Source organism: Actinomycetospora sp. C-140 (assembly GCF_054796175.1).
Genome location: NZ_JBTWNF010000022.1, coordinates 54,733 through 68,234 on the forward strand (window position 1 = coordinate 54,733; position 13,502 = coordinate 68,234).

The following is a 13,502-nucleotide window of genomic DNA, read 5'->3' on the forward strand; positions in this document are numbered from 1 at the left end:
CCCGCACCGCGGGGGCGCCCTCCGTCGTGTGTGCGGGCGCTCGCGGCCCCGCGGGGTCGGCGAGATCAGGAGCGCGTCATCCACCCAGGGGCGCCGGTAGACGTGGACCAGGTGCCCGTGATCTCCGAGGTCGGCGCCGGCGGGCGCGCAGCGAGGGCGTCCCCCGCTGCGTGGGACGCAGCCAGGGACGCCCTCGCTCCATCACCGGAGGCCCCGGCCCGCCACGGACCGCCGGCCCGCGCACCGGAATGGGCGGGGCGGGCGCGGCGTTGCACATCACGCGAGGGCGGGTGCCGGGTGCGGCTTGCGGGCCGCGGCGGTGGAGGTATCCTCGCGATCAGTCCGGTCGACGGGGTGTCGCCACCCTCGTCGGCATGGCCGCCACCGACAGGCGGTCGAGGACGTCCGAGGGGCCGCGGCGCAGGACACCGACGGCGTCGCCGGGCCGCTGCGAGCGGCGTCCGGCACCCTGATCCGACCCGCTGGGATGCGCTCGCGCGCGGGCGCGTACCCTGGTGAGCAGTGCCCGACGTGGTCGGGTCGCTCCGCGTGCCGGTCCCCGTGCGGTGCGCCGGTCCCCGCACGAGGGGATCGCGCCGCTCCTGGGGAGCCGGCCGGTGCACCGGGGGAGTCCCCGCGACGACGCGTACGACGTCGCCGGGGTGTCCCGGGCGCGGAGGCACGAGCCCGACGCAGAACACAGAGGAACGGAAGACAACTACCTCGATGCCCACCATCCAGCAGTTGGTCCGTCGGGGCCGCGAGGACAAGGTCGAGAAGACCAAGACCGCGGCCCTCAAGGGGAGCCCGCAGCGCCGCGGCGTCTGCACGCGCGTCTACACCACCACGCCGAAGAAGCCGAACTCCGCGCTGCGCAAGGTCGCGCGCGTCCGGCTGTCCAACGGCATCGAGGTCACGGCCTACATCCCCGGTGAGGGCCACAACCTCCAGGAGCACTCGATCGTGCTGGTGCGCGGCGGTCGTGTGAAGGACCTGCCTGGCGTGCGTTACAAGATCATCCGCGGTGCCCTCGACACGCAGGCGGTCAAGAACCGCAAGCAGGCCCGCAGCCGCTACGGGACCAAGAAGGACAAGAGCTGACATGCCGCGCAAGGGACCCGCTCCGAAGCGTCCGCTCGTCGCCGACCCGGTCTACGGGTCGCCGCTCGTGACGCAGCTCGTGAACAAGGTGCTCGTCGACGGCAAGCGCTCGCTGGCCGAGCGCATCGTCTACGGCGCGATGGAGGGCTGCCGCGAGCGCAACGGCGCCGACCCCGTCGTCACGCTGAAGCGCGCGCTGGACAACGTGAAGCCGGCCCTCGAGGTCCGCAGCCGCCGTGTCGGTGGCGCGACCTACCAGGTGCCGATCGAGGTGCGCGCCGGGCGCTCGACCACCCTCGGCCTGCGCTGGCTGATCACGTACTCCCGGGCGCGCCGGGAGAAGACCATGATCGAGCGGCTCACGAACGAGCTGCTCGACGCCTCGAACGGCCTGGGCGCGAGCGTCAAGCGCCGCGAGGACACGCACAAGATGGCGGAGTCGAACAAGGCGTTCGCGCACTACCGCTGGTGAGCGGCACGGCCTCGACGGGTGTGATCCACCCGCGGGGCCGTCCGGTCCGAGAACACCCCGCCGCGGGACCCGCGGCGACGAACCGACGGGAAGAGGAATCTCGTGGCACGCGAGGTGCTGAGCGATCTGGGCAAGGTCCGCAACATCGGGATCATGGCCCACATCGACGCGGGCAAGACCACCACGACCGAGCGCGTCCTGTTCTACACCGGCATCAACTACAAGCTCGGTGAGGTCCACGACGGCGCGGCGACGATGGACTGGATGGAGGAGGAGCAGAAGCGCGGCATCACGATCACGTCCGCCGCGACGACCTGCTTCTGGAAAGACCACCAGATCAACATCATCGACACGCCCGGCCACGTCGACTTCACGGTCGAGGTGGAGCGCTCCCTGCGCGTCCTGGACGGCGCCGTCGCCGTCTTCGACGGCAAGGAGGGCGTCGAGCCGCAGTCCGAGACGGTGTGGCGCCAGGCCGACACCTACAACGTCCCGCGCATCTGCTTCGTCAACAAGATGGACAAGCTCGGGGCGGACTTCTACTTCACCGTGCGCACCATCAAGGACCGCCTCGGCGCCAAGCCGCTGGTCCTGCAGCTGCCGATGGGGTCGGAGTCGGAGTTCTACGGCGTCATCGACCTGGTGCGCATGCGCGCGCTGACGTGGCGCGGCGAGGTCTCCAAGGGCGAGGACTACGCCGTCGAGGAGATCCCGGCCGACCGCATGGACGAGGTCGAGGAGTACCGGACGACGCTGCTCGAGGCCATCGCCGAGAACGACGAGGCGCTCATGGAGCGCTACTTCGCCGGCGAGGAGCTCACGGTCGAGGAGATCGAGCACGGCATCCGCGCCGTCACGGTCACCGGCGACTACTACCCGGTGCTGCTGGGCTCGGCGTTCAAGAACAAGGGCGTGCAGCCCATGCTCGACGCCGTCATCGCCTACCTGCCGGCGCCGACCGACGTGCCGCCGGTCAACGGCACGCTGCTCGACGGCGAGACCGCGGTCCAGCGCTCGGCCTCGACCGACGAGCCCTTCTCGGCGCTCGCGTTCAAGATCGCCGCGCACCCGTTCTACGGGAAGCTGACCTACGTCCGCGTGTACTCGGGCAAGCTCGCCCAGGGCACGCAGATCATCAACTCGACCAAGGACCGCAAGGAGCGCATCGGCAAGCTGCTGCAGATGCACTCCAACAAGGAGAACCCGGTCGACGAGGCCCGCGCAGGCCACATCTACGCGGTGGTGGGCCTCAAGGACACGACCACGGGCGACACCCTCTGCGACCCGCAGAACCCGGTGATCCTCGAGTCGATGACCTTCCCGGAGCCGGTCATCTCCGTCGCGGTCGAGCCGAAGTCGAAGGCCGACCAGGAGAAGCTCTCGACGGCGATCCAGCGGCTCGCCGACGAGGACCCGACCTTCCGCGTCAACCTCGACGAGGAGACCGGGCAGACGATCATCTCGGGGATGGGCGAGCTCCACCTCGACGTGCTCGTCAACCGGATGAAGTCGGACTTCAAGGTCGAGGCCAACATCGGCAAGCCGCAGGTGGCCTACCGCGAGACCATCCGCCGGCCGGTCGAGAAGTTCGAGTACACGCACAAGAAGCAGACCGGTGGGTCGGGCCAGTTCGCGCGCGTGATCATCGCGCTCGAGCCGCTGCCCCGCGGGCCGGAGCTGCCCCTCTACGAGTTCGCCAACAAGGTGACCGGTGGCCGCGTGCCGCGCGAGTACATCCCGTCGGTGGACGAGGGTGCCCAGGACGCCATGCAGTACGGCGTCGTCGCCGGCTACCCGCTGGTGGGCATGAAGGTGACGCTGCTCGACGGTCAGTACCACGAGGTCGACTCGTCCGAGATGGCGTTCAAGGTCGCCGGGTCGATGGCGCTCAAGGAGTCGGTCCGCAAGGCCGACCCCGCGCTGCTCGAGCCGGTGATGGCCGTCGAGGTGTCGACGCCCGAGGAGTACATGGGCGACGTCATCGGCGACCTCAACTCCCGCCGTGGCCAGATCCAGGCCATGGAGGAGCGGACCGGCGGTGGCCGCGTCGTGCGCGCGATCGTCCCGCTCTCGGAGATGTTCGGCTACGTCGGCGACCTGCGGTCGCGGACCCAGGGCCGGGCGAACTACTCCATGCAGTTCGACTCCTACGCGGAGGTCCCGGCCAACGTGGCCAAGGAGATCATCGCGAAGGCGACCGGCGAGTGAGACCGGTCCGGGACCCGGGCGAGAGCCCGGGTCCCTCCGGCACGAAGCGCAGCGGAGCCGCCGCGCCGACGGCCGACAACGGACCAGGTCGCGGGCCCGCGCGAGGCTTTCGCTAGCCTCGTGTCGGGTCTCTCGGTCCTCCGAGACACGGCAGGACCCACACCGACGAGCACCACTTGGCCCGGCTCCCACCACGGGGCGGGCCAGGAGAACAGAAGTCCAGGAGGACGAGAGCAGTGGCGAAGGCCAAGTTCGAGCGGACCAAGCCGCACGTCAACATCGGCACGATCGGTCACATCGACCACGGGAAGACGACGCTCACCGCGGCGATCACCAAGGTGCTGCACGACAAGTTCCCGCAGCTCAACCAGGCGTCGGCGTTCGACATGATCGACAAGGCGCCCGAGGAGCGGCAGCGCGGCATCACGATCTCGATCGCGCACGTCGAGTACCAGACCGAGAAGCGCCACTACGCGCACGTCGACTGCCCCGGGCACGCCGACTACGTCAAGAACATGATCACCGGCGCGGCCCAGATGGACGGCGCCATCCTCGTGGTGGCCGCCACCGACGGCCCCATGCCGCAGACCCGCGAGCACGTGCTGCTCGCCCGCCAGGTCGGCGTCCCCTACATCGTGGTGGCGCTGAACAAGGCGGACATGGTCGACGACGAGGAGATCATGGAGCTCGTCGAGATGGAGGTCCGCGAGCTGCTGAGCTCGCAGGACTTCCCGGGCGACGACCTCCCCGTGGTCCGCGTCTCCGCGCTCAAGGCGCTCGAGGGCGACGCCGAGTGGGGCGACGCCATCATGAGCCTGATGGACGCCGTCGACGACAACATCCCGTCGCCGGAGCGTGACACCGACAAGCCGTTCCTCATGCCCGTCGAGGACGTCTTCACCATCACCGGTCGCGGCACGGTCGTCACCGGCCGCGTCGAGCGCGGCATCGTCAAGGTGAACGAGGAGGTGGAGATCATCGGCATCCGCGCGAAGTCGACGAAGACCACCACCACGGGCATCGAGATGTTCCGCAAGCTCCTCGACGAGGGTCGCGCCGGCGACAACGTCGGTCTCCTCCTGCGCGGCATCAAGCGCGAGGACGTCGAGCGCGGCATGGTCATCGGCAAGCCGGGCTCGATCACCCCGCACACCGAGTTCGAGGGCCAGGTCTACATCCTGGGCAAGGACGAGGGCGGTCGGCACACGCCGTTCTTCAACAACTACCGCCCGCAGTTCTACTTCCGGACCACCGACGTCACCGGCGTCGTGACGCTCCCGGAGGGCACCGAGATGGTCATGCCCGGTGACAACACCGAGATGTCCGTCCAGCTGATCCAGCCGATCGCCATGGAGGAGGGCCTCCAGTTCGCCATCCGTGAGGGTGGCCGGACGGTCGGCGCCGGTCAGGTCACGAAGATCAGCAAGTAGTACCGGGGCCCCGGTGAACGGGCGCGCGAGCGCCCGTGCGACACTGGAGTCCTAGCTCGCACAGGGCGGTCGGCTCATGCGGTACCGAGCCGGCCGCCCTGCTGTGAGCGGGGGTCCGAGAGCCACACCGTGGGCCCGGGTCCCGGCCACGCCGGGCCCCACCGTGCCGCCGCCCGCCACGGGCGCGGGACGGACACACGTTGAACAGCGCGAGGTCCGCGGGCCCGCACCGTGCGCGAGCACGTGGCGGAGCCTGGCGACGGATTCGACACGCCCGACCGCGTGGACCGGAGACGGTCCCGGTCGGGGATGTGGGTCCGGCCGGCACGCACCGGGGCATCTCGAGAACCTGGCCAGCCACCGGGGGCGCACGCCCCCGGCGGGACGAGAAGAGGAACGGCAAAGCCACCATGGCGGGACAGAAGATCCGCATCCGGCTCAAGGCCTACGACCACGAAGCGATCGACGCGTCGGCTCGCAAGATCGTCGAGACCGTGACGCGCACCGGCGCCTCCGTGGTCGGGCCCGTGCCGCTGCCGACCGAGAAGAACATCTACTGCGTCATCCGCTCGCCGCACAAGTACAAGGACTCGCGCGAGCACTTCGAGATGCGCACCCACAAGCGACTGATCGACATCGTCGACCCGACGCCGAAGACGGTGGACGCGCTCATGCGCATCGACCTGCCGGCGAGCGTCGACGTGAACATCCAGTGAGGTCGGCAGTGACTACAGCGACTGCAGCGAACGTCGCTCCGGCGCGGCCGGAGCGGAAGATGAGCGGCGTCCTCGGCACCAAGGTCGGCATGACCCAGGTCTTCGACGAGGCGAACCGCGTCGTGCCGGTCACGGTCGTCAAGGCCGGGCCGTGCGTCGTGACGCAGGTGCGTACCCCGTCGGTGGACGGCTACAACGCCGTGCAGATCGCCTACGGCGCGATCGACCCGCGCAAGGTGAACAAGCCCGAGACCGGCCACTTCTCGAAGGCCGGCGTGACCCCGCGCCGCCACCTCGCCGAGCTGCGCACCAGCGACGCGAGCGAGTACGAGGTCGGCCAGGAGATCAACGCCGAGGCGTTCTCCGCCGGCGCCGTCGTGGACGTCTCGGGCACGAGCAAGGGCAAGGGCACCGCCGGTGTCATGAAGCGCCACGGCTTCGGCGGCCTCGGGGCCAGCCACGGCACGCAGCGCAAGCACCGCTCGCCCGGCGCCATCGGCGGCTGCGCCACCCCGGCGCGCGTCTTCAAGGGCACGCGCATGGCCGGCCGCATGGGCCACGTCAAGACCACCACCCAGAACCTGACCGTGCACGGCGTGGACGCCGACGCGGGCCTGCTGCTGATCCGCGGCGCCGTCCCCGGCCCGCGCGGCGGGCTGGTCCTCGTCACCACGGCGGCCAAGGCCGATCCCGCGAAGGGCGGTGCCCAGTGACCACCCCCGACGGACACACCCCCGGCGTGACCGACACCGAGGGCGTCGACGGCGGCGAGCAGGTCTCGTCCGGCGCCGGCTCCTCCACGGCGGCCGCCACGGCGACGCTGCGGACCGCCCGCCGCGGCGGTGCGACTCGGCGCAGCGGCTACAGCGCCGGCGAGGCCCGGCGTCTCGCTCGTCGCGACGCGCACGCGCAGGCCGCCGGCGAGACCCGCTCGGTGGCGGTGCACACGCCCGCGGGCGGCACCGACGGCTCCGTCGAGCTCCCCGGTGAGCTCTTCGACGCGCCGGCCAGCACCGCGCTGATGCACCAGGTCGTCACCGCGCAGCTCGCGGCGGCCCGCCAGGGCACGCACGACACCAAGACCCGCGGTGAGGTCCGGGGCGGCGGCAAGAAGCCGTACCGGCAGAAGGGCACCGGCCGCGCCCGGCAGGGCTCGGTGCGCGCGCCGCAGTTCACCGGCGGCGGCACCGTCCACGGCCCGACGCCGCGCGACTACGACCAGCGGACCCCGAAGAAGATGAAGGCGGCGGCCCTGCGCGGCGCGCTTTCGGACCGCGCCCGCCACGAGCGCATCCACGTCTTCTCCGCGCTGGTCGACGGCGGGGCGCCGTCCACCAAGGGCGCGCGCAGCGCGCTCGAGGGCGTCGTGGAGCCGAGCCGGGAGCACCGCACGGTGCTCGCGGTCATCACCCGCGACGACGAGGCCGGCCGCCGCAGCGTGGCCAACCTCCCGACGGTCCACCAGCTCACGCCGGACCAGCTCAACACCTACGACGTCCTGCGCGCCGACGACGTGGTCTTCACGTCGGCCGCGCTCGAGGCCTTCGTGGCCTCGCGCCTGCGGGGACAGGAGGACGAGAAGTGATCGCCGACCCGCGAGACGTGATCATCGCGCCGGTCATCTCCGAGAAGAGCTACGGCCTGCTCGAGGAGCGCCAGTACACGTTCCTGGTGCGCCCGGACGCGAACAAGACGCAGATCAAGATCGCCGTCCAGGAGATCTTCGACGTGCAGGTGGCCAGCGTGAACACGCTGAACCGCGAGGGCAAGCGCAAGCGCTCCCGCCGCGGCTTCGGCAAGCGCAAGGACACCAAGCGCGCGGTCGTGACGGTGACGCCCGAGAGCCGGACCATCGACGTCTTCGGCGCACCCGGGGCAGGGAGCTGACCATGGGAATCCGCAGGTACAAGCCGACGACCGCCGGGCGGCGCGGCGCGAGCGTCTCGGACTTCGCCGAGATCACGCGCGACCACCCCGAGAAGTCGCTGGTCCGTCCGCTGCACAACAAGGGCGGCCGCAACGTCCACGGGCGCATCACCACGCGTCACCAGGGCGGCGGCCACAAGCGGGCGTACCGGCTCATCGACTTCCGTCGCCACGACAAGGACGGCGTGCCGGCCAAGGTCGCGCACATCGAGTACGACCCCAACCGCAGCGCCCGCATCGCGCTGCTGCACTACGCCGACGGCGAGAAGCGCTACATCATCGCGCCGGAGCGCCTCGGTCAGGGCGACAACGTCGAGGCCGGCCCCAAGGCCGACATCAAGCCGGGCAACAACCTGCCGATGCGCAACATCCCCACCGGCACGGTGATCCACGCGATCGAGCTCCGCCCCGGCGGCGGCGCGAAGATCGCCCGCTCGGCCGGCGCGCGCGTGCAGCTGGTGGCCAAGGACGGTCCCTACGCCCAGCTGCGGATGCCCTCGGGCGAGATCCGCAACGTCGACGTCCGCTGCCGCGCCACCATCGGCGAGGTCGGCAACGCCGAGCACTCGAACATCAACTGGGGCAAGGCGGGCCGCAACCGCTGGCGGGGCAAGCGCCCCACCGTCCGCGGTGTCGTCATGAACCCGGTCGACCACCCGCACGGCGGTGGTGAGGGCAAGACCTCCGGCGGTCGCCACCCGGTGAACCCCGCCGGCACCCCCGAGGGCCGCACCCGGAGCCGGAAGGAGAGCGACCGCATGATCGTGCGTCGCCGCCGCACCGGCAAGGGCAAGAAGAAGCGCTGACGAGAGCAGGAGGGAGCGAAGCGATGCCACGCAGTCTCAAGAAGGGCCCGTTCGTCGACGACCACCTGCTCAAGAAGGTGGACGCGCTCAACGAGGCCAACCGCAAGACCGTCATCCGGACCTGGTCCCGGCGGTCGACGATCATTCCGGACATGATCGGCCACACGCTGGCCGTGCACGACGGGCGCAAGCACGTCCCGGTGTTCGTCTCGGAGTCCATGGTCGGGCACAAGCTCGGCGAGTTCGCCCCGACCCGCACGTTCCGCGGGCACGTCAAGGAGGACCGCCGCTCCCGTCGCCGCTAGGCGATGAGGAGCGCGGGACCCCCCATGGCTCGAGACAAGGAAGGTACGTCCGAATGACCGCAGCAGCCGACACCGCCACGGCTCCCCGCGGGGCCGTCGCGCGGGCGCGCTACGTGCGCATGTCGCCGATGAAGGTCCGCCGCGTGGTGGACCTGGTGCGCGGCATGCCCGTCGGCCAGGCCGCCTCGGTGCTGGAGTTCGCCGAGCTCAAGGCGGCCCGTCCGGTCGCCAAGCTCGTCGCGAGCGCGGTGGCCAACGCCGAGAACAACTTCGACCTGGACTCCGCCAACCTGGTGATCTCGACGATCACCGTGGACGAGGGTCCGACCATGAAGCGGTTCCAGCCCCGCGCGCAGGGCCGGGCGTACCGCATCCGGAAGCGGACCAGCCACATCTACGTCGAGGTGACCGAGGTCGCCCCGGCGCAGGGCGGCCGGTCGCGCGCGAAGAGGAGTGGCCGCTGATGGGCCAGAAGATCAACCCGCACGGCTTCCGCCTCGGCATCACTACCGACTGGAAGTCGCGCTGGTACGCCGACAAGCAGTACGCCGACTACGTCGCCGAGGACGTGAAGATCCGTCGCATGCTCTCCAAGGGCATGGAGCGGGCCGGCATCTCCAAGGTCGAGATCGAGCGCACCCGTGACCGCGTGCGCGTCGACATCCACACCGCCCGCCCGGGCATCGTCATCGGCCGCCGCGGCGCCGAGGCCGACCGCCTGCGGGGCAACCTCGAGAAGCTGACCGGCAAGCAGGTCCAGCTCAACATCCTCGAGGTCAAGGGCGCCGAGGCGGACGCGCAGCTCGTCGCGCAGGGCGTGGCCGAGCAGCTGTCCAACCGCGTGTCGTTCCGGCGCGCGATGCGCAAGGCCATGCAGTCGGCCATGCGCTCGCCCGGCGTGAAGGGCATCCGGGTGCAGTGCTCCGGCCGGCTCGGCGGCGCCGAGATGTCGCGCTCCGAGTTCTACCGCGAGGGACGGGTGCCGCTGCACACGCTCCGCGCGGAGATCGACTACGGCCTGTTCGAGGCCCGGACCAACTTCGGCCGCATCGGCGTGAAGGTCTGGATCTACAAGGGCGACGTCGTCGGCGGCAAGCGCGAGTCCGAGCGCCAGGCCGCGCTCGACGCCGCGACCCGCGACCCGCGCGGCGGCCGTGGCCGCGGCGGCGGTGGCGACCGTCCCCGTGGCCGCCGGTCCGGCTCGTCCGGCACCACCGGCACGAGCACCGAGGCCGGGCGCGCGGCGGCGGAGCAGGCGGCCGCCGGCGCCAGCACGGGCGGGGCCCCCGCCGGCGCCGCCCCCGAGGCGACCACGCAGACGGAGTCCTAGAGCCATGCTGATCCCCCGCAAGGTCAAGTACCGCAAGCAGCACCGGCCGGACCGGACGGGCGCCGCCAAGGGCGGCACCCAGATGTCCTTCGGCGACTACGGCATCCAGGCCCTGGAGCACGCCTACGTCACCAACCGGCAGATCGAGTCGGCCCGTATCGCCATCACGCGGCACATCCGTCGTGGCGGCAAGGTGTGGATCAACATCTTCCCGGACCGGCCGCTGACCAAGAAGCCCGCCGAGACCCGCATGGGTTCCGGCAAGGGCTCGCCCGAGAAGTGGGTGGCGAACGTGAAGCCGGGCCGGGTCATGTTCGAGATGAGCTACCCCAACGAGGCCACGGCCCGCGAGGCGCTGCGCCGCGCGCAGCACAAGCTGCCGATGCGCTGCCGCATCGTGAGCCGTGAGGAGACGTTCTGATGGCCGCCGGGACCCCCGCCAGCGAGCTGCGCGAGCTGACCGGAGAGGAGCTCGTCGCCCGGGCCCGCGAGGCCAAGGCGGAGCTGTTCAACCTCCGGTTCCAGATGGCCACCGGGCAGCTGGACAACAACCGTCGACTGCGGACCGTGCGTCACGACATCGCGCGCATCTACACGGTGATGCGCGAGCGTGAGCTCGGCCTGTCGGTCGCCCCCGATGAGGAGGGAGCGGCATGAGCGAGCCGCAGACCAGCTCGGGGGCGACGGCCCCGGAGCGTGACGAGCAGGAGCAGGTCCGCGCCGAGGTCAAGCAGGGCGAGAACGCCCAGCAGAGCCCGGCGTCGGAGCGCAACGACGACCGCGGCCTGCGCAAGGTGCGTGAGGGCCTGGTCGTCTCCGACAAGATGGCCAAGACCATCGTCGTCAGCCTCGAGGACCGGGTGAAGCACCCGCGCTACTCGAAGGTCATCCGGCGCACGAAGAAGGTCAAGGCGCACGACGAGGAGAACACTGCCGGTCCCGGCGACCGCGTGCTCCTCATGGAGACCCGGCCGCTGTCGGCCACCAAGCGGTGGCGCCTGGTCGAGATCCTCGAGAAGGCAAAATAATCGTCACCGGAAACCATCCGCCGCGTGCGGGTAGGTCAGGAGAGAAGCAGTGATCCAGCAGGAGTCGCGCCTCCGGGTCGCCGACAACACGGGTGCCAGGGAGATCCTGTGCATCCGTGTGCTCGGTGGCTCGTCCCGGCGCTACGCGGGGATCGGCGACGTCATCGTGGCGACCGTCAAGGAGGCCATCCCGGCCGCCGGCGTCAAGCGTGGCGAGGTCGTGAAGGCCGTCGTCGTGCGCACCCGCAAGGAGAAGCGCCGCCCGGACGGCTCGTACATCAAGTTCGACGAGAACGCCGCCGTGCTCATCAAGAACGACCGTGAGCCCCGCGGGACCCGCATCTTCGGTCCGGTGGGCCGCGAGCTGCGCGACAAGAGGTTCATGCGGATCATCTCGCTCGCGCCGGAGGTGCTGTAGCAGATGAAGGTCAAGAAGGGCGACACGGTCGTCGTCATCGCCGGCAAGGACAAGGGCGCCAAGGGCAAGGTCATCCAGGCCTACCCCGACCGCGAGCGCGTGCTCGTCGAGGGCGTCAACCGGATCAAGAAGCACACCGCCCAGTCGGCCAACCAGCGCGGCGCGCAGAGCGGCGGGATCGTCACGCAGGAAGCGGCGATCCACGTCTCGAACGTCATGGTGGTCGACGCCGACGGCAAGCCGACCCGCGTCGGCGTCCGTGCCGGCGGCGAGGGCGAGTCGAAGCGCGTGCGCATCTCGCGCCGCAGCGGGAAGGACCTCTCGTGACCAGCACCGAAGCTCCCGAGACGACCCGCCCGCGCCTCAAGCAGCGCTACCACGACGCGATCAAGCCGGCCCTCAACGAGGAGTTCGGCTACGCGAACCCGATGCTGATCCCGGGCGTGGTCAAGGTCGTCGTGAACATGGGCGTGGGCGAGGCCGCCCGCGACTCCAAGCTCATGGAGGGCGCGGTCCGCGACCTCACCCTCATCGCCGGCCAGAAGCCCGAGATCCGCCGGGCCCGCAAGTCGATCGCGCAGTTCAAGCTGCGCGAGGGCATGCCGATCGGCGCCCGCACCACCCTGCGGGGCGCGCGGATGTGGGAGTTCCTGGACCGCCTGCTGACCATCGGCCTGCCGCGCATCCGCGACTTCCGCGGTCTGTCGCCCAAGCAGTTCGACGGCTCGGGCAACTACACGTTCGGTCTCACCGACCAGACGATGTTCCACGAGATCGACCAGGACTCGATCGACCGGCCGCGGGGGATGGACATCACCGTGGTCACCTCCGCGACGACCGACGAGGAGGGCCGGGCGCTGCTCCGTCAGCTCGGCTTCCCGTTCAGGGAGAACTGAGATGGCGAAGAAAGCACTGGTCAACAAGGCGGCGCGCAAGCCGAAGTTCGCGGTGCGCGGCTACACCCGTTGCAACCGCTGCGGGCGTGCCCGCGCCGTGCTGCGCAAGTTCGGGCTCTGCCGCGTCTGCCTGCGCGAGATGGCGCACCGGGGCGAGCTCCCGGGCGTGAGCAAGGCGTCCTGGTGAGCGCCGCGAACACCGCGGGGAACACCACCGAGGCCCCGGACGAGCCGCAGGGCGGGGCGATCGACCCCGAGCTCCTGCGCCTCATCCAGCGCGTCGCCCACCGCGAGCACCTGCTCGACGGCACGGCCCAGATGCCGGGGCAGCCGCGCACCCGACCCACCGCTGACAGCAGCTCCACACGCCGCAGGCCCGCCATCGGGAGCGTCCGCAGGACCTCTCTGCGCGCCACCCGGGGAACCACGGCGAGGAAGGTGACCTGGTCATGACGATGACCGACCCGATCGCGGACATGCTCACGCGCATCCGGAACGCCAACTCGGCGTTCCACGAGAGCGCGACCATGCCGCACAGCAAGCTCAAGACCCACGTGGCGCAGGTCCTGCTCGACCAGGGCTACATCGCCGGGTACCGCACCGAGGCCGCGACGGTGGGCCAGTCGCTCGTCGTCGACCTCAAGTACGGCCCCAACCGCGAGCGCAGCATCGCCGGCATCAAGCGGGTCTCCAAGCCCGGCCTGCGGGTCTACGCGAAGTCCAACGAGCTCCCGCGGGTGCTCGGCGGCCTCGGCGTCGCGATCATCTCGACGTCCTCGGGCCTGCTGACCGACCGCCAGGCCCACCAGCGACGGATGGGCGGGGAAGTCCTCGCCTTCGTCTGGTAGCGGGAAGGGGAACCGAAC

The 13,502-nt window shown here is 70.7% G+C and carries 21 protein-coding genes; all 21 read left to right on the top strand.

What is annotated here, in order from left to right; genetic code table 11:
• The first annotated feature begins 726 nt into the window (after positions 1–726).
• The 21 genes from rpsL to rpsH all read left to right on the top strand — a co-directional run bounded on the left by rpsL (position 727) and on the right by rpsH (position 13,484).
• Positions 727–1,101, top strand: a complete 375-nt coding sequence (gene rpsL / locus ACR9E3_RS28135; protein ID WP_116708457.1) for a 30S ribosomal protein S12 — start codon at positions 727–729, stop codon at positions 1,099–1,101.
• Between the two features lies 1 nt (position 1,102).
• Positions 1,103–1,573 (top strand): 30S ribosomal protein S7, encoded by a 471-nt coding sequence (rpsG, locus tag ACR9E3_RS28140; RefSeq protein ID WP_274200568.1) that lies wholly within the window; start codon positions 1,103–1,105, stop codon positions 1,571–1,573.
• Positions 1,574–1,675: 102 nt separating this feature from the next.
• Positions 1,676–3,781, top strand: coding sequence for an elongation factor G (gene fusA / locus ACR9E3_RS28145; RefSeq protein ID WP_285648708.1), 2,106 nt, complete (start codon positions 1,676–1,678; stop codon positions 3,779–3,781).
• Positions 3,782–4,017: 236 nt separating this feature from the next.
• Entirely contained in the window at positions 4,018–5,211 is a 1,194-nt protein-coding gene (gene tuf, locus ACR9E3_RS28150; protein ID WP_460384155.1) for an elongation factor Tu, read from the top strand.
• 410 nt (positions 5,212–5,621) lie between these two features.
• Positions 5,622–5,927: a 30S ribosomal protein S10 gene (gene rpsJ / locus ACR9E3_RS28155; RefSeq protein WP_116708461.1), complete on the top strand. Its 306-nt coding sequence runs from the start codon at positions 5,622–5,624 to the stop codon at positions 5,925–5,927.
• A gap of 59 nt (positions 5,928–5,986) precedes the next feature.
• Positions 5,987–6,640, top strand: a complete 654-nt coding sequence (rplC, locus tag ACR9E3_RS28160) for a 50S ribosomal protein L3 (RefSeq protein ID WP_460384156.1) — start codon at positions 5,987–5,989, stop codon at positions 6,638–6,640.
• 221 nt (positions 6,641–6,861) lie between these two features.
• Positions 6,862–7,512, top strand: a complete 651-nt coding sequence (gene rplD / locus ACR9E3_RS28165) for a 50S ribosomal protein L4 (protein WP_460384212.1) — start codon at positions 6,862–6,864, stop codon at positions 7,510–7,512.
• Positions 7,509–7,814 (top strand): 50S ribosomal protein L23, encoded by a 306-nt coding sequence (rplW, locus tag ACR9E3_RS28170; protein ID WP_274200572.1) that lies wholly within the window; start codon positions 7,509–7,511, stop codon positions 7,812–7,814. Before rplD ends, rplW begins: the two co-directional genes overlap by 4 nt.
• A 2-nt stretch (positions 7,815–7,816) precedes the next feature.
• Positions 7,817–8,659, top strand: a complete 843-nt coding sequence (rplB, locus tag ACR9E3_RS28175; RefSeq protein WP_460384157.1) for a 50S ribosomal protein L2 — start codon at positions 7,817–7,819, stop codon at positions 8,657–8,659.
• 23 nt (positions 8,660–8,682) lie between these two features.
• Positions 8,683–8,964: a 30S ribosomal protein S19 gene (rpsS, locus tag ACR9E3_RS28180; RefSeq protein WP_116708465.1), complete on the top strand. Its 282-nt coding sequence runs from the start codon at positions 8,683–8,685 to the stop codon at positions 8,962–8,964.
• Positions 8,965–9,017: 53 nt separating this feature from the next.
• On the top strand, positions 9,018–9,428 hold the full coding sequence (rplV, locus tag ACR9E3_RS28185) for a 50S ribosomal protein L22 (RefSeq protein WP_285648703.1): 411 nt from the start codon (positions 9,018–9,020) through the stop codon (positions 9,426–9,428).
• Positions 9,428–10,294 carry a 30S ribosomal protein S3 gene (gene rpsC, locus ACR9E3_RS28190; protein WP_460384158.1) on the top strand — a complete coding sequence of 289 codons (867 nt, stop codon included), beginning with the start codon at positions 9,428–9,430 and terminating at the stop codon, positions 10,292–10,294. The genes rplV and rpsC overlap by 1 nt, the downstream gene beginning before the upstream one ends.
• Positions 10,295–10,298: 4 nt before the next feature.
• A complete protein-coding gene (gene rplP, locus ACR9E3_RS28195; protein WP_133829614.1) occupies positions 10,299–10,715 on the top strand; it encodes a 50S ribosomal protein L16 in 417 nt (138 codons plus the stop codon).
• Positions 10,715–10,951 carry a 50S ribosomal protein L29 gene (gene rpmC, locus ACR9E3_RS28200; protein ID WP_169186800.1) on the top strand — a complete coding sequence of 79 codons (237 nt, stop codon included), beginning with the start codon at positions 10,715–10,717 and terminating at the stop codon, positions 10,949–10,951. Before rplP ends, rpmC begins: the two co-directional genes overlap by 1 nt.
• A 128-nt stretch (positions 10,952–11,079) precedes the next feature.
• The gene (gene rpsQ / locus ACR9E3_RS28205; protein ID WP_116708554.1) at positions 11,080–11,322 is read left to right on the top strand and encodes a 30S ribosomal protein S17; all 243 of its coding nucleotides are present in this window, start codon (positions 11,080–11,082) and stop codon (positions 11,320–11,322) included.
• A 49-nt stretch (positions 11,323–11,371) separates the two neighbouring features.
• Positions 11,372–11,740 (top strand): 50S ribosomal protein L14, encoded by a 369-nt coding sequence (rplN, locus tag ACR9E3_RS28210; RefSeq protein ID WP_460384159.1) that lies wholly within the window; start codon positions 11,372–11,374, stop codon positions 11,738–11,740.
• 3 nt (positions 11,741–11,743) lie between these two features.
• A complete protein-coding gene (rplX, locus tag ACR9E3_RS28215; RefSeq protein ID WP_460384160.1) occupies positions 11,744–12,067 on the top strand; it encodes a 50S ribosomal protein L24 in 324 nt (107 codons plus the stop codon).
• Complete coding sequence (rplE, locus tag ACR9E3_RS28220; RefSeq protein ID WP_460384162.1) at positions 12,064–12,636, top strand: 50S ribosomal protein L5; 573 nt, start codon at positions 12,064–12,066, stop codon at positions 12,634–12,636. Before rplX ends, rplE begins: the two co-directional genes overlap by 4 nt.
• Position 12,637: 1 nt before the next feature.
• Positions 12,638–12,823: a type Z 30S ribosomal protein S14 gene (locus ACR9E3_RS28225; RefSeq protein ID WP_116708473.1), complete on the top strand. Its 186-nt coding sequence runs from the start codon at positions 12,638–12,640 to the stop codon at positions 12,821–12,823.
• The gene (locus ACR9E3_RS28230; protein ID WP_460384163.1) at positions 12,820–13,089 is read left to right on the top strand and encodes a hypothetical protein; all 270 of its coding nucleotides are present in this window, start codon (positions 12,820–12,822) and stop codon (positions 13,087–13,089) included. Before ACR9E3_RS28225 ends, ACR9E3_RS28230 begins: the two co-directional genes overlap by 4 nt.
• The gene (gene rpsH, locus ACR9E3_RS28235) at positions 13,086–13,484 is read left to right on the top strand and encodes a 30S ribosomal protein S8 (RefSeq protein WP_285648698.1); all 399 of its coding nucleotides are present in this window, start codon (positions 13,086–13,088) and stop codon (positions 13,482–13,484) included. Before ACR9E3_RS28230 ends, rpsH begins: the two co-directional genes overlap by 4 nt.
• Positions 13,485–13,502: the final 18 nt, after the last annotated feature.

Bases quoted from the DNA above. Each gene is read 5' to 3' on its own strand.
- rpsL (WP_116708457.1), top strand. From the start codon at position 727: ATGCCCACCATCCAGCAGTTGGTCCGTCGGGGCCGCGAGGACAAGGTC.
- rpsG (WP_274200568.1), top strand. From the start codon at position 1,103: ATGCCGCGCAAGGGACCCGCTCCGAAGCGTCCGCTCGTCGCCGACCCG.
- rpsJ (WP_116708461.1), top strand. From the start codon at position 5,622: ATGGCGGGACAGAAGATCCGCATCCGGCTCAAGGCCTACGACCACGAA.
- rplC (WP_460384156.1), top strand. From the start codon at position 5,987: ATGAGCGGCGTCCTCGGCACCAAGGTCGGCATGACCCAGGTCTTCGAC.
- rplB (WP_460384157.1), top strand. From the start codon at position 7,817: ATGGGAATCCGCAGGTACAAGCCGACGACCGCCGGGCGGCGCGGCGCG.
- rpsS (WP_116708465.1), top strand. From the start codon at position 8,683: ATGCCACGCAGTCTCAAGAAGGGCCCGTTCGTCGACGACCACCTGCTC.
- rplV (WP_285648703.1), top strand. From the start codon at position 9,018: ATGACCGCAGCAGCCGACACCGCCACGGCTCCCCGCGGGGCCGTCGCG.
- rpsC (WP_460384158.1), top strand. From the start codon at position 9,428: ATGGGCCAGAAGATCAACCCGCACGGCTTCCGCCTCGGCATCACTACC.
- rplP (WP_133829614.1), top strand. From the start codon at position 10,299: ATGCTGATCCCCCGCAAGGTCAAGTACCGCAAGCAGCACCGGCCGGAC.
- rpmC (WP_169186800.1), top strand. From the start codon at position 10,715: ATGGCCGCCGGGACCCCCGCCAGCGAGCTGCGCGAGCTGACCGGAGAG.
- rplX (WP_460384160.1), top strand. From the start codon at position 11,744: ATGAAGGTCAAGAAGGGCGACACGGTCGTCGTCATCGCCGGCAAGGAC.
- ACR9E3_RS28225 (WP_116708473.1), top strand. From the start codon at position 12,638: ATGGCGAAGAAAGCACTGGTCAACAAGGCGGCGCGCAAGCCGAAGTTC.
- rpsH (WP_285648698.1), top strand. From the start codon at position 13,086: ATGACGATGACCGACCCGATCGCGGACATGCTCACGCGCATCCGGAAC.